Annotated in this window: 15 protein-coding genes and 1 pseudogene; 7 read left to right on the forward strand and 9 right to left on the reverse strand. The window is 61.8% G+C overall.

Going from position 1 to position 15,786, the window contains the following annotated elements; translation table 11 throughout:
• Window positions 1–588 precede the first annotated feature (588 nt).
• From AC070A_RS19000 to AC070A_RS19010, 3 genes are all read left to right on the forward strand, one after another.
• Window positions 589–1,089 (forward strand): cupin domain-containing protein, encoded by a 501-nt coding sequence (locus tag AC070A_RS19000; protein WP_110878185.1) that lies wholly within the window; start codon window positions 589–591, stop codon window positions 1,087–1,089.
• 24 nt (window positions 1,090–1,113) lie between these two features.
• On the forward strand, window positions 1,114–1,680 hold the full coding sequence (locus AC070A_RS19005; RefSeq protein ID WP_057252574.1) for a GNAT family N-acetyltransferase: 567 nt from the start codon (window positions 1,114–1,116) through the stop codon (window positions 1,678–1,680).
• Between the two features lie 285 nt (window positions 1,681–1,965).
• Entirely contained in the window at window positions 1,966–2,316 is a 351-nt protein-coding gene (locus AC070A_RS19010; protein WP_058320185.1) for a hypothetical protein, read from the forward strand.
• A gap of 92 nt (window positions 2,317–2,408) precedes the next feature.
• Here AC070A_RS19010 and AC070A_RS19015 read toward each other — a convergent pair whose 3' ends face one another.
• The 7 genes from AC070A_RS19015 to AC070A_RS19045 all read right to left on the reverse strand — a co-directional run bounded on the left by AC070A_RS19015 (window position 2,409) and on the right by AC070A_RS19045 (window position 9,022).
• Window positions 2,409–3,029, reverse strand: coding sequence for a riboflavin synthase (locus AC070A_RS19015; protein WP_113479472.1), 621 nt, complete (start codon window positions 3,027–3,029; stop codon window positions 2,409–2,411).
• Window positions 3,029–4,138, reverse strand: a complete 1,110-nt coding sequence (gene ribD, locus AC070A_RS19020) for a bifunctional diaminohydroxyphosphoribosylaminopyrimidine deaminase/5-amino-6-(5-phosphoribosylamino)uracil reductase RibD (protein WP_113479471.1) — start codon at window positions 4,136–4,138, stop codon at window positions 3,029–3,031. Before ribD ends, AC070A_RS19015 begins: the two co-directional genes overlap by 1 nt.
• Window positions 4,139–4,157: 19 nt before the next feature.
• Window positions 4,158–4,631, reverse strand: a complete 474-nt coding sequence (nrdR, locus tag AC070A_RS19025) for a transcriptional regulator NrdR (protein ID WP_034803756.1) — start codon at window positions 4,629–4,631, stop codon at window positions 4,158–4,160.
• A 10-nt stretch (window positions 4,632–4,641) separates the two neighbouring features.
• A complete protein-coding gene (gene glyA / locus AC070A_RS19030; RefSeq protein ID WP_058320188.1) occupies window positions 4,642–5,937 on the reverse strand; it encodes a serine hydroxymethyltransferase in 1,296 nt (431 codons plus the stop codon).
• A gap of 183 nt (window positions 5,938–6,120) precedes the next feature.
• Window positions 6,121–7,446 carry a L,D-transpeptidase family protein gene (locus tag AC070A_RS19035; RefSeq protein ID WP_113479470.1) on the reverse strand — a complete coding sequence of 442 codons (1,326 nt, stop codon included), beginning with the start codon at window positions 7,444–7,446 and terminating at the stop codon, window positions 6,121–6,123.
• A 495-nt stretch (window positions 7,447–7,941) separates the two neighbouring features.
• Window positions 7,942–8,454 (reverse strand): transcriptional regulator LdtR, encoded by a 513-nt coding sequence (gene ldtR / locus AC070A_RS19040; protein ID WP_058320190.1) that lies wholly within the window; start codon window positions 8,452–8,454, stop codon window positions 7,942–7,944.
• Between the two features lie 130 nt (window positions 8,455–8,584).
• Window positions 8,585–9,022 (reverse strand): DUF6163 family protein, encoded by a 438-nt coding sequence (locus tag AC070A_RS19045; RefSeq protein WP_110878184.1) that lies wholly within the window; start codon window positions 9,020–9,022, stop codon window positions 8,585–8,587.
• 186 nt (window positions 9,023–9,208) lie between these two features.
• Here AC070A_RS19045 and hemB point away from each other — a divergent pair, with 186 nt between their 5' ends.
• The 4 genes from hemB (at window position 9,209) to AC070A_RS19065 (ending at window position 12,666) form a co-directional block, all read left to right on the forward strand.
• The gene (gene hemB, locus AC070A_RS19050) at window positions 9,209–10,225 is read left to right on the forward strand and encodes a porphobilinogen synthase (protein ID WP_113479469.1); all 1,017 of its coding nucleotides are present in this window, start codon (window positions 9,209–9,211) and stop codon (window positions 10,223–10,225) included.
• Window positions 10,226–10,372: 147 nt separating this feature from the next.
• A complete protein-coding gene (locus tag AC070A_RS19055) occupies window positions 10,373–10,837 on the forward strand; it encodes an RDD family protein (protein WP_110878182.1) in 465 nt (154 codons plus the stop codon).
• A 140-nt stretch (window positions 10,838–10,977) separates the two neighbouring features.
• Window positions 10,978–11,766: an arginyltransferase gene (locus AC070A_RS19060; RefSeq protein ID WP_113479468.1), complete on the forward strand. Its 789-nt coding sequence runs from the start codon at window positions 10,978–10,980 to the stop codon at window positions 11,764–11,766.
• Window positions 11,767–11,769: 3 nt separating this feature from the next.
• Entirely contained in the window at window positions 11,770–12,666 is an 897-nt protein-coding gene (locus AC070A_RS19065; RefSeq protein ID WP_113479467.1) for a DMT family transporter, read from the forward strand.
• Window positions 12,667–12,771: 105 nt separating this feature from the next.
• On the opposite strand, the pseudogene AC070A_RS19070 reads toward AC070A_RS19065, so the two are convergent.
• Both AC070A_RS19070 and parC read right to left on the reverse strand, forming a co-directional pair.
• Window positions 12,772–13,098, reverse strand: a pseudogene (locus AC070A_RS19070) (helix-turn-helix domain-containing protein); the annotation flags it as partial.
• A gap of 168 nt (window positions 13,099–13,266) precedes the next feature.
• Window positions 13,267–15,543, reverse strand: coding sequence for a DNA topoisomerase IV subunit A (gene parC, locus AC070A_RS19075; RefSeq protein WP_057252599.1), 2,277 nt, complete (start codon window positions 15,541–15,543; stop codon window positions 13,267–13,269).
• Window positions 15,544–15,786 lie beyond the last annotated feature (243 nt).

Raw genomic sequence — 15,786 nt, forward strand, 5'->3', positions numbered from 1 at the left:
CCGGCAGGCGGCGGTCAAACCATGCCCGGCGCCGAATGGCAAGCAAATTCCGCCGCAAACGGCCTTTTGCCGCGCCGAACAGCGCCAGAATACCAGGCCCGAAGGGCTATCCTTGCCGTTCGGGCTTCGAACACAATCGCATGGTTGCTTGCGGTTTGCAGCGCAGAACAGCAAGTTCAGGTACCAGACAGGAATTGAACGAGGCATCCGCATGCTTGAGACCCATCAACGATCCGCCTCCCCCACGCCCCTCGAGCGGTCCTCTTCGATATGGATGGGCTGCTCTTCGACGCCGAGGCGCTTGCCCGCGACGCCATGATGCGGACCGCACCGGATTTCGGCTACGAGATGCCCGCCTCGCTCTATCTCGACACGATCGGCCTCCCGGGCGACGCGACGCGGTCCGTGCTGAGGCACAGCGCGCTCCGCCGCCGCAGTTACCGCCATAGGATTGCAAAATCGAGGCATAAGCAACGTAACGTTTATCAATTTCGACGCTTGTCGGTTGACGTTCCCTCGATCGCGCGACACGGATAGGAACGGACCGTGGATGCTTCTTGCGAAATGCACGGCGTCAGGGAGATAGACATGACGGAAACGCGAAGACCGATCGTCAATCCGAAGACCCTCAACCTCGACCATTGGACGAAAGGCGAAGGATTCGAATCGAGCGACGCCTCCTTCGGCGCGTTGCTGGGCCTTAAGGATCTCGGTATCGGCTACGGTGAAGTGCCGCCGGGCAAGTCCGGCTGCCCGTTCCACAATCACCACGTCGAGGAGGAGCTTTTCATCATCCTCGAAGGCGAAGGCACGTATCGCCTCGGCAACGAGCGCCATGCGGTTGGACCGGGCGACATTCTTGGCGCGCCTGCAGGCGGGCCGGAAACGGCGCATCACCTGATCAACACTGGCAGCGTGGCGCTCAAATACTTGTCTATTTCGACCATGGCGGCCACCGAGATCTGCGAGTACCCGGACTCGGGCAAGTTCCTCGCCAAGACGCGCAGTGCTGATGGCCAGAGGCGATTCCGCTTCATTGGCAGACCGGAAGACACTGTCGACTATTGGGACGGCGAGCCCGGCGCCTGAGTTCACCACAGCATAGGATCGAACATGCATAGCGTGCCTATCATCGAGACCGACCGCCTCATCCTGCGCCCCTATCGCCGTGACGACTTCCCCTCCTACGCCGCTCTGTTCGGCGATGCCGAGGTGATCCGCTATGTCGGCGGGGTTCCTTTTACGCGTGAACAATCCTGGACGCGTTTCCTGCGCCAGGTCGGCATGTGGCACTATTTCGGCTTCGGTTTCTTTGCCATCCAGGATCGGGAAACAGGCGCTTTTCTTGGCGAGGCCGGGTTTCACGATGTACACCGCGCCATCACGCCCTCGCTTGAAGGCACGATGGAGACCGGATGGGCGCTTTCACCAAAGGCCCATGGCCAGGGGCTTGCGACAGAAGCGGTCAGTGCGGCGCTGAAATGGGCCGATCACCAGTTTCCCACGCTCCGCAAAACCTGCATCATCGATGTCGGCAACCGTGCCTCAATCCGGGTTGCGGAGAAGCATGGCTTCAAGGAATTCTGGCGGACGACCTACCATGGCAACCACGTGATCATGTTCGAGCGCCACCAGAAGGCAACGACGACGCACAAGTTGCGTGCGCACGCCGAAACATGAACAATTTTTAATTGTTTTCCAGACCTTTACGCCACGGAAACGGCCAGATTCCGGGCCAGCTTTCTAGGCGTTGGCACGACGCGCCCCCGCCCCAAGCCGAGGAAACGCCGCCCCAATCAGTCGAAACCGTCCAGCACGTCTCAATGCGGGTGACGCCACCCGCAATCGACGTTTGCTGGCCGCTGCGGCACGAGATGGTGACCGGTCTCCGAGGCCCATAAGGGTCACCCGTTCGGGTAGGAGCCCGGCAGTCGCGATGTCGCAAGCAAACAAAGGAGCATGACCATGAACCGCATAGCCAAGCTTTCCGTCATCGCTGCCCTCTCCGCCCTGTCCTTCGGCGGCGTTTCCTACGCGGCAGGCGCCGCGATGAACTGGCCGGCCGAGATCGACCACACGGTTCGCGAATTCAAGGGCGACCAGTTCACCGTCGTTGACGTCAACACGCTCAAGGAATCGAGCCAGACGCGCCTGTGGATCGACGAAGCCACGCCGCAACAACTCTCGTCCCTCCACGCAGCGGTCAACGCCAACAAGCCGCTTGCAGCCAAGCTGAAGGGCCAGAACGTCGAGATGAACAACATCGCGGGCGCTGAACAGGCGGCCGATGGCAGCCTGACCTTCTATCTACGCTGAGCCGCCAATCGCCCTCTCAAAACGCCACCGCCCCCAATCGGGGGCGGTTTGCTTTTTTTGAGATATATTCGGCAAAGAATCTCAGACTTCGCTCATGCCGGCTTCGGCGCCGGGAACTCGGCCAGGCGCGCCGCGTAACGGGCCATGGCGTCGACTTCAAAGTTGACGAAATCACCAGCCTTGCGGTCGCCCCAGGTGGTGACCTCCAGCGAATGGCGGATGAGCAGCACGTCGAATTCGGCGCCATCGACCTTGTTGACCGTCAACGACGTACCGTCGAGCGCGACGGAGCCCTTCGGTGCGACAAACCGCGCCAGATGTTCCGGTGCCCGAAGGCGAAAGCGCACCGCGTCGCCCTCCGACTCCACCGAGAGGATTTCCGCCTTGTCATCGATATGACCGGAGACCAAGTGGCCGCCGAGCTCGTCGCCAATCTTCAGCGACCGCTCGAGGTTGATCCGCGTGCCCTTTGTCCAGCCCGCAATCGTCGTCAGCCGCAGCGCTTCTTCCCAGGCCTCGACCTCGAACCAGCGCTCGTTGCTGCCGGCTTCAGGCAAGGCGGTCACCGTCAGACACACACCGGAATGGGCGATGGAGGCGCCCATGTCGATGGTCTTCGGATCATAGCTCGTGGCAACACGCAGCTTGATGCCTTCCTTGAGCGGGGTGACGGCATCGACGGTGCCGATGTCGGTAACAATGCCTGTGAACATCAGTTTTCTCTTTCGTATTCCTCGAACAGATCCTCTCCGTAGCGCGCTTCGGCGACACGCGTGAAGCCGGTCGGCACGGACTTACGGTCAAATGGGGATGCAATGCCGTTTTCGCCAATCGTCCCCGGCCCGGTGTAAAGCTGGATACGGTCGACGAGGTCCGCATCGAGAAAGGCGCGCGCCGCGACCGCTCCACCTTCGACCATCAGCGAGGAGATACCGCGCGAGGCGAGGGCCGTCAGAAGGTCCGCAATCGAACCGGCTTCGAGCACCTCAACGCCGGCGGCCTCCAGGGCCGCCTTGCGTGCGGCCCGGCCGTCATCGACATCCGCGTCCGGACCGCCGGATCCGTCACTGGAGACCACGATCACCGGAACATCCCGCGCCGTTCGCACCAGTTTCGAGGAAAGCGGCAGGTCGAGCCGGCGGTCGAGGACGATGCGCAGCGGCGAGCGATTTTCGAGCCCGGGTAGCCGCACGGTCAATTCCGGGTCGTCGGCCGTCGCCGTGCCGATCCCGACGAGGATCGCGTCCGTCTCGGCTCTCAGCATTTGCACCTGCCCCCGGGAGATGAGACCGGTGATGCGGACCTGCCCTGCCCCCTTACGGCCGATCATGCCGTCGGCGGAAACAGCAAGCTTGAGAATCACATAGGGCCGCCGGCTTACCTGGCGCATGAGATAGGCTTCGAGTGCGTGCTGCCCCTCTTCAGCGAGAACGCCGACATCGACGATGATGCCGGCATCGCGCAGGCGCACGACGCCGCGCCCGGCGACACGCTCATCCGGATCGAGGATCGAGATCACCACGCGGGCAACGCCGGATGCGACAAGGGCGTCGGCGCAAGGCGGCGTCTTGCCGTGATGCGAGCAGGGCTCCAGCGTCACATAGACGGTCGCGCCCCTCGCCGTCTCTCCGGCCTCTGCCAGCGCCTGGGTTTCCGCATGCGGACGACCGCTTCGCGCCGTCACGGCGCGGCCGACGATGACGCCTTCCTTGACTATCAGGCAGGCGACGGAGGGATTGGTGGAAGTCTGTCCGAGATGATGGCGGGCCAGCCTCAGCGCCGCGGCCATGAACCTCTCGTCTTCACGGGTGGGTCCTGCCATGGCTCTATCCAGCTTTCGCCTATTCGCCCGGATCGCGCGCGATCTTGGCGCTGATCTCGGTGATGACCTTCTCGAAATCCTCGGCATGCGAGAAATCGCGATAGACCGAAGCGTAGCGCACGAAGGCAACGTCATCGAGGCTCTTCAGGGCCTCGAGCACCTGCAGGCCGATTTCCTCCGAGGGGATCTCGGTCTCGCCGGAGCTTTCGAGGCGCCGAACGATGCCGGAGACCGCCCGCTCGATGCGGTCGCGATCGACCGGGCGCTTCCTGAGCGCGATCTCGAACGACCGCAAAAGTTTATCCCGGTCGAAAGGAACCTTCCGACCGGTCTTCTTGATGATCATCAGTTCACGCAACTGCACCCGTTCGAAGGTGGTGAAACGACCTCCGCAATCCGGACAAATCCGGCGGCGGCGAATGGCGTTCCCGTCCTCTGCAGGACGGGAATCCTTCACCTGACTGTCTTCAGAACCGCAATAGGGGCAGCGCATGAGCGACCGATCACATGTAGCCGTACATCGGGAAGCGGTCGGTCAGCTTGAGGACCTTTTCGCGAACGCCGGCTTCGACGGCGGCATTGCCTTCGTCGGAGTTGGCGACCTTCAGGCCGTCGAGGACCTCGACGATCAACTCGCCGATTTCCTTGAACTCGGCTTCCTTGAAGCCGCGGGTGGTACCGGCCGGCGTGCCGAGACGGACGCCCGAGGTGACGAACGGCTTTTCAGGGTCGAACGGGATGCCGTTCTTGTTGCAGGTGATGAACGCACGGCCGAGGGCGGCTTCCGCGCGCTTGCCGGTTGCGTTCTTCTTGCGCAGGTCGACGAGCATCAGGTGGTTGTCCGTGCCGCCGGAGACGATGTCGAGGCCGTTGGCCTTCAGCGTTTCTGCGAGCGTGCGGGCGTTCTTGACGATCTGGGCCGCATAGTCCTTGAACGACGGATGCAGCGCTTCGCCGAGAGCAACAGCCTTGGCGGCGATGACGTGCATCAGCGGGCCGCCCTGGAGACCCGGGAAGACGGCCGAGTTGATCTTCTTGGCGACATCTTCGTCGTTGGTCAGAACCATGCCGCCGCGCGGGCCGCGCAGCGACTTGTGCGTCGTCGTGGTGGCGACGTGGCAATGCGGGAACGGCGACGGATGCTGGCCACCGGCAACGAGACCGGCGATGTGCGCCATGTCAACCATCAGCCAGGCGCCGACTTCGTCGGCGATTTCGCGGAAGCGCTTCCAGTCCCAGATGCGCGAATAGGCAGTGCCACCAGCAATGATCAGTTTCGGCTTGTGCTTGCGCGCCTGCTCGGCAACGTTGTCCATGTCGAGCAGGTGATCGTCTTCACGTACGCCGTAGGAGACGACGTTGAACCACTTGCCGGACATGTTGACCGGCGAACCGTGCGTCAGGTGACCGCCCGAGTTGAGGTCGAGGCCCATGAAAGTGTCGCCCGGCTGCAAGAGCGCCAGGAACACGGCCTGGTTCATCTGCGAACCGGAGTTCGGCTGAACGTTGGCGAAGTTGACGCCGAAGAGCTTCTTGGCGCGTTCGATCGCCAGTTCTTCGGCGATATCGACGAACTGGCAGCCGCCATAGTAGCGCTTGCCCGGGTAACCCTCGGCATATTTGTTGGTCATGATCGAGCCCTGGGCTTCGAGCACGGCGCGGGAAACGATGTTCTCGGAGGCGATCAGCTCGATCTCGTGGCGCTGACGACCCAGCTCCTTCTCGATCGCACCGAAGATGTCCGGATCGCTGTCGGCCAGAGAGCGGGTGAAGAAGGCGTCATTGGATTGTTCAAGCATCGGCGCGAGGCTCCTCTCAAGGGTGGCAGTTCTTTAGCTTCCTCGCACGGCAAGAGCAATATCTGCTGTGCGGATTGCGCCATTTCCCCCATCTGCCGCGCCGAAATATCGCGAGCGCTGGCGCATGAAAAAGCCGCGCTTCCAGGGGAAGCGCGGCTTGTCGATCTCGTGTCGCAAATTCGCTTATTGCGGCAGCGCGTCCTGATCGACCGAGCCGGGCGACTGCTCGACGCCATAGGGCGACTGCAGCGCCAGCTCGGTGGCACCGTCGCGCTGGTAGATATCATCGCGGAACTGCACCACGCCATCCTTTGCGGACCAGGCCGTGATGTAGGTGAAGAACACGGGCACTTCCTCGGCGAGCGTGATCGGCGTGTTGACGCCGGTCTTGATGGTCGCCTCGATCTGCTGGCGCGACCAGCCGGGCGTATCCTTCAGCAACCAGGTCGAAAGATCGCGCACGTTCTGCACGCGAACGCAGCCGGAAGACTCGAAACGCATCAGCTTGTTGAACAGACCCTGCTGCGGGGTATCGTGCATGTAGACCTGATGCTCGTTGTGGAAGTTGATCTTCGTCGACGACATCGCGTTGATCTTGCCCGGGTCCTGGCGGAACATCAGGTTCGGCGCCTTCTCGGCGTTCCAATCGACCGTTTCCGGCGACACTTCGCCGCCACTGCCGTCGAACAGACGGATCGAGTTGCGTGCGAGATAGGTCGGGTCCTTGCGCATCAGCGGCATGATATCCTTCTGGATGATCGAGCGCGGCGCGGTCCAATAGGGGTTGAGGATGACCTCGTAGATCTTCGAGTTGAGGATCGGCGACTGGCGGTCGATCTTGCCGACGATCGCCGTATGGCGCAGCGCCACGCGGCCGTTCTCGACCGCTTCGATATAGGCGGCCGGAATGTTGACCATCACGTAGCGGCGGCCAAGATCGCCGGACATCGACTGCAGGCGAACGAGGTTGGTCTGGAGCTGGCCGAGGCGGGTGTTGGCGTCGACGTTGATCGCCTTCAGCGTATATTCGCCGATGACGCCATCAGCCGGGAGGCCATGGCGAGCCTGGAAGCGCTTGACCGCGCCTTCGACGTAGGAATCGAAGGACGAGGAGACGCCTGCCGACTGCGGCAGGTCACCGGAGACCATCAGGCGCTGGCGAAGCTGCTGCACCGACGGATCCGTGACGCCGAGCTCGAGCTTGACGCTGGTCTGGACCATCGGCCAGCCGCCTTGCGAAACGATGTTCTGGTAGTCGAAGATTGCCTGCTGCACGTGGGCGATCGTTTCCGGGCCGAAGACCGGCGTGTTCGAAACGACCGTCGTCGCGGTGCGCGATGCCTTGGCGTCGTACTGGTCGTCCCAGGAGCCGCGGCGTGGCGAATTGATGATCTCGTTCAGGGCGTCCTGTGCGCTTGCCGCGCCGGCGACTGCCACGGCGCCCAAGGTTGCTACCGAGCGCAGAAAGGCGCGGCGCGAGAATGCATCAATTCCATTCTTTTTCGACATATTCCTACCATCCCAATGCGTTGGCACGCGCCCTATGCGCTGACACGCACGTTGCCGGAGCCCTAACACGATCGTGGTTAACAAAGGTCAACCAACGAGCCACCCTGCCCTCACAAGATTTCACGACACCGCGAGTGAGGACCCTCATCCGGCAGGCGAAACGCGAAACGAATCCACGCTCAAGAAAACACGTGGCCGCACCTACCGCATGTCGTCGTCGCTGTCACAGCAATATGGCCAATTCGTGTCTCGGACAGGTTGAACGGCGACATGGCACGCCTTTTGCTTTTCGCCGTAGCGGACAAGCCGGCGGACGAGCTGCAGACGGCAACATTTTGATTTTCTAATATTTTCCGTTTGGAAAGCCGTCCGAACGCAGGAATGGCGCGCAGAAGTGGTGCGGCTTTTCCGCAACAGGATGAGAAGCCGGCAAATGGCAAAGGTCGGACACGCAGGGATTGCGCCCGACCCTTGAACTGGAGGTTTTGACCCGGATTACAGGCGGTACATGATCGAGTCGTTCCAGAAGCGATCGAGGCGCTGCAGGAGCTTGTTCATCTGGGTGAACTCGTCCGAACCGATACCGCCGACCTTCTGGATCGAGCCGATGTGGCGCTCGTAGAGCTTGGCGACGGTTTCGGCGATTTCCTGGCCGTCTTCCGTCAGGCTGATACGAACCGAGCGACGATCGACGCGGGAGCGCTGATGGTTGATCAGGCCGAGGTCGACGAGCTTCTTGACGTTGTAGGAGACATTCGAGCCCAGGTAGTAACCGCGGGAGCGAAGTTCGCCGGCGGTCAGTTCCGAGTTGCCGATGTTGAACAGCAACAGGGCCTGGACGGCGTTGACGTCGCTGCGGCCATCGCGGTCGAACTCGTCCTTGATGACGTCGAGCAGACGGCGATGCAGACGCTCGACGAGGTGGAGGGATTCCATGTAGAGACCGCGGATGGTTTCTTCCTGAGGGTCTCGGGGCTGAGCCGCCTGCGGCTTCATCTTCGTGTTCATTTGACTGCCTCACTGTTTTGTTTGGCGGTGTCTGTTTGTCTTCCCGCCTTGAGTGAGACCCTATCGAATACGTCTAAAATTCTACTTAAACCGCAGCCTTAACAAGAGCTTGCAATTTGACGAGCCTGTCTCAGGGTGAATCAACTCTTACCTGTTTGGCCTGCCGCCAGCGCAGAAAGAAGAGTGCCGCCCGGAAAAGAACGAAGGTTACGGCAACCGCCACATGCAGCACGACCAGCAAAGGCCGGGCACCGAAACTGGCCGGATAGAACTCATACATGGCGATCTCGATCGCCGCTGCGACCACCCAGACCACAGGCCCCCAGGAGACGAGCAACCAGAGGCCGAGCGCCGCAACGGGATAGACGACGGCGAGCGCCGTCGCAGCCGCGCGCCACTCCGGCGACAACAGATCGAAGCGACCGGCGCCACCATGGGAAAAGCCGATCAGCATGGCCCAGTAGTTAAGTGCGAACCAGATGCACGAGGCAGAGACCAGACGTAGGAAGATACCGAAGAGGATCTCGGTCAGCGATGGTTTCAGCACATGGGCAGAATCATGAAGCATGGCCGGCAAGATAGGGCGGGTCTTCCTCATCCGCCAGCGGGATCGCAGTTTCCCCTTCCCTGCTGCTATCTTTTTGAAGAGAAGAAATGCCGCAGTTCGTTCGCCCAGCGCGCGGTTCCCAATTGCCGCCGCCCCATGATAAAGCGCTTGGCTAACGATGATTTTGACCGGAAAGGCGTGGGCGCGATGAACGACAGGACAAATCTTGTGGACAGGATCACCGGCCACCGCCGCATGCGCCGCAACCGCAAGGCCGACTGGACGCGGCGACTGGTGCAGGAAAACCGCCTGACCGTCGACGATCTGATCTGGCCGATCTTCATCGTGCCGGGCAGCAACATCGTCCAGCCGATCGAGGCGATGCCCGGCGTCAACCGCATGAGCATCGACAAAGCGGTGGAAGCGGTCAAGGAAGCGGCCGATCTCGGCATTCCGGCGATTGCGACCTTCCCGAACATCGACTTGGGGCTGCGCGACGAGACCGGCTCCAACAGCCTTGCCGCCGACAACCTGATCAATCAGGCGACGCGGGCCTTCAAGAAAGCGGTGCCCGAGATCGGCATCATCACCGACGTCGCTCTCGATCCCTTCACCAGCCACGGCCATGACGGCATCCTTCGCGATGGCGAGATCGTCAACGACGAAACCGTCGAGATGATCGCAAGGGCTGCGGTCGCCCAGGCGGATGCCGGCTCCGACATCATCGCCCCCTCCGACATGATGGATGGCCGCATCGGCGCGATCCGCCAGGCGCTCGATGCCGCCGGGCACCAGAATGTCGGCATCATGTCCTATGCGACAAAGTTCGCGTCCGGGTTCTACGGCCCCTATCGCGAGGCGATCGGCACCGGCGGCCTTTTGAAGGGCGACAAGAAGACCTATTATATCGACCCGGCCAACGGCACCGAAGCGATCCGCGATGCTGCCCTCGACGTCGAGGAAGGCGCCGACATGCTGATGGTGAAGCCCGGCCTGCCCTATCTCGACATCTGCTGGCGCATGAAGGAGGCCTTCGGCCTGCCCGTCTTTGCCTACCAAGTCTCCGGCGAATACTCGCAGGTCAAAGCCGCCGCCGCCAACGGCTGGATCGACGGCGAGAAGGTGATGCTGGAAACACTGCTCGCCTTCAAGCGCGCCGGCTGCGACGGCATCCTCAGCTATTTCGCCGTCGAGGTGGCTCGTATCCTTGCCAAGGGCCGTTAAGCGCGAGCTTCTGTTGCAGCAAATCAATCTTCTACAGCGACCTTTGCGCGTCTGATAGGACGCGCGGCGCTGTGGTGAGCCTCCAATCCTTGTTTTGCGGGCATCACCATCCCATATCCTGCATGCAACCAAGCGAGGCTTAGACGGATGACCATGCACAACGAAGAACTGAGGCTGCCGAGCAATGACTGGCGCGCCTATCAGGGCGTGCTGTCGCGACGCATCTTTGCCTTCCTGCTCGATTACGCCATCATCGCGCTTCTGTGGATCCCGGCGGCGGTCGTCGTCTTTTTCCTGGGCATCCTGACGCTCGGCCTCGGCTTTATGCTTTACCCGGCGCTCTTTGCGATCGTCGCCATGCTCTATTTCGGCCTCACGGTCGGCGGCCGCGAACAGGCCTCCCCCGGCATGCGCATGATGGGGCTGGCAATTGCCCGCACAGACGGGCGCCCGATGGACTTCCTGACCGCCATCGTCCACCTCGTCATCTTCTGGATCGCCAACGCTCTGCTGACGCCGCTGATCCTGCTGATCGGCCTCTTTACCGACCGCAGCCGCCTGCTGCACGACCTCCTGATTGGCACCGTCACGGTCCGCCGCGACATGTACTGACCGGAACGCGGCCCATTGTCGGCAACTCTAAAATAACTGGACGGCGGAGGCGGAAGCTGCAAACGAGTGAGTTGACGTTTTCCATTCTTCCGCCATGCTATTGTCATGAACAACCGCGCGCAGAGTGACCTCCGCACTCGATGAACACACAGACCACACCGTCTCCGCAATTCTACCTGACTGCGCCGGCAGCCTGCCCTTATCTGCCGAACGAGATGGAGCGAAAAGTCTTCACCCACATGGTGGGCGAACGTGCGCCGGAACTCAACGATCTCCTGACCCAGGGCGGCTTCCGCCGGTCGCAGAACATCGCCTACCGCCCAGCCTGCGAGACCTGTCGCGCCTGCATTTCGGTGCGCATTCTTGCCAACGAGTTCAAGCCCACGCGCTCCATGCGCCGGGTGCTTGCCACCAATCAGGATGTGATCTCGGCAGAGTATCCGGCTGAGCCTTCCAGCGAACAGTACAATCTCTTCCGCCGCTATCTCGACCGCCGGCATCAGAAGGGCGGCATGTCGGACATGTCGGTGCTCGACTACGCAATGATGGTCGAAGATACGCACGTGCACACGAAGATCATCGAGTACCGCCTGCGGGTCGAAGGCGACGGCATCAGCGAGAAGGCACGCGGGCCACTCATCGCAGCAGCGCTGACCGATCGCATGGGCGACGGTCTTTCGATGGTCTACTCCTACTTCGACCCGGCGCGAGAGGAGCGCTCGCTCGGCACTTTCATGATTCTCGACCACATTCGTCGCGCCCGCGAGCGCGGCCTGCCCCACGTCTATCTTGGCTATTGGGTCAAGGGATCGCGGAAGATGGGGTATAAAACAAAATTTTTGCCGCAAGAACACCTTATGGCCCGTGGCTGGGAACGCTATGAAGGCGGAGACGCCACCTTGGAAGCCGCTCCTACGAAAACGGGTTAGACATTGAGTTCATCTTCTGATGCCGCGATGCACCGGCGCGGCCTTGCCATCACCGGCCTCGGTGGCCTTGCCCTTTCCTTCGATATCCCGCTCATCCGTTCCGCCGGTGGCGACGTCTGGTCGCTGCTCGCGGTGCGCAGCCTGTCGACGTTCGTCATCGCGCTCGGCGCGTGGTTCGTGATCAACCGCGTGTTCGGCCGGAAGATTTCACTGTTGCCGGGCAAGACCGGGCTCGTCGTCGGCCTGTTCTACGGCGTCAATTCCTGCACGTTCCTGCTCGCGGTCTTCAACACATCGACGGCGAATGTGGTCTTCATCCTCGCCTTCACCTCGATGTTTGCCGCCATTCTTTCCTGGATCTTCCTGAAGGAACGGCCATCGAACGCCACGCTCGTGACGATGTTGATCATGGTGTTCGGCGTCGGATTGATCGTTCAGGACGGGTTGGAAAGCGGCCACCTCTTCGGCGATGCGATGGCAGCATCCTCCGCCTTCCTGCTTGCCAGCGCGATCACGATCAGCCGCGCGAGCAAGCGCGACATGGCACTGGTGCCGCTGGTCACGGCGATCTTCCCGGCAGCGGTCGCTCTGTTGATGCTGTCCCCTTCGGGATTCACGATTGCGGAACCCGGCTATATCTTCTTCAACGGTCTCGTGATGATCCCGCTCGCCTTTTTCTGCCTGGCGACGGGACCGCGTTACCTCTCGGCGCCGGAAGTGGGCATGTTCTACCTGCTGGAAACGATCCTGGCGCCGATCTGGGTCTGGCTGGTCTTTGCCGAAACCCCGACAACGCAGACCTTGATGGGTGGCGCGATCCTGATCTTCGCGCTCATCGGCCATTCGCTCTGGCAGATGCGCAGCAGAGCGCTGAGGTCCGCGGTGGCCTGCACCGAGTAGCGCTATCGATCAATTTTCACGGCGAGGACCGGTCGGCCGGGGGCGGCGCGACTTCTGTTCGGTTTCGCTGCGGCGGTCGCGAATCGGCGTCCGCTCGGGTACAGGCTCCGGCGCGCCGGAGGCCAGCCGGGTTTCCGGCATCTGAACACGCATCGCCCAAAGCTCGCGGTTGGTGTTGATCCAGGTGGCCGCCTCACTCAAAGGCGCCGGATTTCCGCTTAGGGATTCTCCTTCGCGGCGCCGCAGGCGCGTGATGAGGCCCGCTGCCTCGAGGAGTGCTATGTGCTTCTCCAATTCTTCGCCTCGCACCGCAACGGCCGAGGCGATATCGGCGACACGCGCCTCACCGGCAAAGAGGATCTCGAAGATCCGCCGGCGTACCGGGCTGGCGAGCGCCAGGAGAATTTCGTCGAGGGCATTGGCGTTCGGCATCGTATCCATCCTGTTGGATGGGCAGTCATCCACGATACGCCGGCACATACAAGCGCCGCTTTTCGCTCAAGTTCGACTGTATTTCCAATACCTTAATGCGTGAATTCAATGCCCCGGATTGGGACACCAGCCATGCGGCTCATCGGCCGCACGACTGGTATTTTGTGGTCAGCCGCTGAACTTTCCGCTGCGCGGGAAGCCCTTCGGAACGACGCGACCGGCCGATGCGCGATCGGCCTGCCATTCGATCAGCTCATCCTTCGTCTTGGTAAAGACGCGGCCAGCGCTGTCTTCCCAGATGAGCCCTTCTGCGATCGTGAAGCAGCGAATATCGGAGATGCCGCCATCCTTGTAACGCTGCAGCCGGACGCCCTTGCCGCGCGCCATCTCGGGGATCTGGACGAGCGGGAAGACGAGCATCTTGCGGTTCTCGCCAACGACGGCAACGTGATCACCCTTGACCGGCACGACCAGCTTGGTTTCGTCCGGCATGGAGACGTTCATCACCTGCTTGCCCTTGCGGGTGTTGGCGACGATATCGCTTTCCGTCACGACGAAACCGTTGCCGGCAGCCGACGAGACGATGAGCTTGCGCGCCGGATCGTGGACGAAGGCGGTCAGGACGTCCTGGTCGTTCTCCATGTCGACGATGATGCGCAGCGGCTCGCCATGGCCGCGACCGCCAGGCAGCTTGTCGCCGCCGAGCGTGTAGACCTTTCCGCCGGTCGTGAAGACCAGGATCTTGTCGGTCGTCTGCGCCGGGAACGCCACCTTGAGCGCGTCCCCCTCCTTGAACTGGAGCGACGACGTGTCGGAGATGTGGCCCTTCAGCGCCCGGATCCAGCCCTTTTCCGAGATGACGACGGTGATCGGTTCCTTCTCGATCATCGCCTGCTGGATCGCCTCGACGTCGGCCTCCGGTGCATCCGCGAAGGTGCTGCGGCGTTTGCCGATCTCGGTTGCCTTGGCAAACTTCTTTTTGACCTCGCCGATCTCCCAGGCGACGGTCTGCCACTGCTTCTCCTCCGAAGCGAGCAGCGCTTCGATCTCGGCCTTCTCCTTCGACAGGGCGTCGAATTCGGTGCGGATCTCGAACTCTTCGAGCCGGCGCAAGGAGCGCAGGCGCATGTTGAGGATCGACTCGGCCTGCAGATCAGTGAGAGAGAACCGCTCCATCATGACCGGCTTCGGCTCGTCTTCTTCGCGGATGATGCGAATGACTTCGTCGATGTTCAGATAGGCGACGAGATAGCCGGCGAGGATTTCGAGCCGGCGATCGATCGCCGCCAGGCGATGGCGGGACCGGCGCTGCAACACCTCGCGGCGATGCGCCAGCCATTCCGATAGCACCTCGTTGAGCGCCATGACCCGCGGCACGCGCCCCATGGACAGCACGTTCATGTTCAGCGAGATGCGGCTCTCAAGTTCGGTCAGCTTGAACAGCGACTCCATCAGGATGCCGGCATCGACCGAGCGGCTCTTCGGCACGAGAACGATGCGAACGTCTTCCGCGGATTCGTCGCGAATGTCTTCGAGCAGCGGCAGCTTGCGCGCAACCAGAAGCTCGGCAATCTTTTCGATCAGGCGCGACTTCTGAACCTGATAGGGAATCTCGGTGACGACGATCTGATAACCGCCACGGCCGAGATCCTCCTGGGCCCAGCGGGCGCGGACACGAAAACCGCCACGGCCGGTGCGGTAGGATTCGGCCATGCTTTCGCGGCTTTCGACGATCACCCCACCGGTCGGAAAGTCTGGCCCCTCGATGCCGCCCTTCTGCGGATTGGCCGGATCGTAAAGCAGATCTTCGACGGTCGCTTGCGGATGGCGGATGAGGTGCAGCGCCGCGTCGCACAGTTCATGCGCGTTGTGCGGCGGGATCGAGGTCGCCATGCCGACCGCGATGCCGGTTGCGCCGTTTGCGAGCAGGTTCGGGAAGGCCCCAGGGAGCACGGTCGGCTCCTGGTCTTCCTCGTTGTAGGTGGGGCGGAAATCCACCGCGTCCTGGTCGATCCCGTCGAGAAGGAGCGAACAGACGTCCGTCATCTTCGCTTCGGTGTATCGCATCGCCGCGGCATTATCGCCATCGATGTTGCCGAAGTTGCCCTGGCCGTCGACGAGCGGGTAGCGGATTGCAAATTCCTGTGACAGGCGCACGAGCGCGTCATAGATCGAGGCATCGCCGTGCGGGTGGAACTTACCCATGACGTCGCCGACGATGCGGGCGCATTTCTTGAACGACGAGTTGGGTCTGAGGCCCATTTCGCTCATCGCATGCACGATACGGCGATGCACGGGCTTCAACCCGTCGCGGACGTCCGGAAGCGCGCGGTGCATGATGGTCGACAAGGCATAGGCAAGATAACGCTCTTCCAGCGCCGCCTTGAGGTCAACCGGCTGAATATTGTCGTCCCCGCCTGACGGGGGATTAAGGCTTTGTCCCATGGGACCTTGCTAGCGCAACAAACCCGGAACAGCAAGGTTTTCAGGGGATGCGATTGTGGAGAACCCCTTACCCGCCAACAGTTGGCGCGTGAAGCGATCCGCTTGCTCCGGCGCAATGTTCGTGTAACGGTCGGACGGCTATGCGTCGGAGGCGAGCGCTTGGTAACATCCCGGAAAGCATGCCCGACCAGGAACATGTGCGGTTTGGCCAAGCGAATATAATTTCGCCCTGTTTCGTAATAG

This window comes from Ensifer sp. GW101-20A05 (genome assembly GCF_059424735.1).

What these genes read in the sequence shown, in the direction of transcription:
- AC070A_RS19010 (WP_058320185.1), top strand. Translation starts at nt 1,966, where the DNA reads ATGAACCGCATAGCCAAGCTTTCCGTCATCGCTGCCCTCTCCGCCCTG.
- AC070A_RS19045 (WP_110878184.1), bottom strand. Translation starts at nt 9,022, where the DNA reads ATGCTTCATGATTCTGCCCATGTGCTGAAACCATCGCTGACCGAGATC.
- nrdR (WP_034803756.1), bottom strand. Translation starts at nt 4,631, where the DNA reads ATGCGCTGCCCCTATTGCGGTTCTGAAGACAGTCAGGTGAAGGATTCC.
- parC (WP_057252599.1), bottom strand. Translation starts at nt 15,543, where the DNA reads ATGGGACAAAGCCTTAATCCCCCGTCAGGCGGGGACGACAATATTCAG.
- AC070A_RS19005 (WP_057252574.1), top strand. Translation starts at nt 1,114, where the DNA reads ATGCATAGCGTGCCTATCATCGAGACCGACCGCCTCATCCTGCGCCCC.
- AC070A_RS19055 (WP_110878182.1), top strand. Translation starts at nt 10,373, where the DNA reads ATGACCATGCACAACGAAGAACTGAGGCTGCCGAGCAATGACTGGCGC.
- hemB (WP_113479469.1), top strand. Translation starts at nt 9,209, where the DNA reads ATGAACGACAGGACAAATCTTGTGGACAGGATCACCGGCCACCGCCGC.
- AC070A_RS19000 (WP_110878185.1), top strand. Translation starts at nt 589, where the DNA reads ATGACGGAAACGCGAAGACCGATCGTCAATCCGAAGACCCTCAACCTC.
- AC070A_RS19060 (WP_113479468.1), top strand. Translation starts at nt 10,978, where the DNA reads ATGAACACACAGACCACACCGTCTCCGCAATTCTACCTGACTGCGCCG.
- AC070A_RS19015 (WP_113479472.1), bottom strand. Translation starts at nt 3,029, where the DNA reads ATGTTCACAGGCATTGTTACCGACATCGGCACCGTCGATGCCGTCACC.
- glyA (WP_058320188.1), bottom strand. Translation starts at nt 5,937, where the DNA reads ATGCTTGAACAATCCAATGACGCCTTCTTCACCCGCTCTCTGGCCGAC.
- AC070A_RS19035 (WP_113479470.1), bottom strand. Translation starts at nt 7,446, where the DNA reads ATGTCGAAAAAGAATGGAATTGATGCATTCTCGCGCCGCGCCTTTCTG.
- ribD (WP_113479471.1), bottom strand. Translation starts at nt 4,138, where the DNA reads ATGGCAGGACCCACCCGTGAAGACGAGAGGTTCATGGCCGCGGCGCTG.
- ldtR (WP_058320190.1), bottom strand. Translation starts at nt 8,454, where the DNA reads ATGAACACGAAGATGAAGCCGCAGGCGGCTCAGCCCCGAGACCCTCAG.